The 303-nt window shown below is 31.7% G+C and carries 1 protein-coding gene; it reads left to right on the forward strand.

The genetic code is table 11. The annotated features are described in order from the left end of the window. The coding region (locus tag QWI17_RS08805; RefSeq protein ID WP_502553143.1) for a mannitol dehydrogenase family protein at positions 1-303 on the forward strand (303 nt) is incomplete at both ends.

A 303-nucleotide genomic window follows, 5' to 3' on the forward strand; every position in this document is an offset into this window, starting at 1 on the left:
CCTTGTGAATTAATTGACCGTAATGGAGATAACTTAAAGAAAATAATCCTACAATATGCTGCTGACTGGAATTTAGGTGATGAGTTTGTTGAATGGATTAATGAAGATAACATTTTCTGTAACACTTTAGTAGATAGAATTGTACCAGGATATCCTCGTGATAAAATGGATGCAATTACTGAAGAATTAGGTTATAAAGATAATTTAGTTGTTGAAGGTGAACAATTCCATTTATGGGTTATTGAAGGACCTGAATCTGTAAAAGATGAATTTCCTTCTGAAGCTTGTGGATTAAATGTTGTA

The organism is Gilvimarinus gilvus (assembly GCF_030518155.1).
Taxonomy (GTDB): Bacteria; Pseudomonadota; Gammaproteobacteria; order Pseudomonadales; family Cellvibrionaceae; genus Gilvimarinus; species Gilvimarinus gilvus.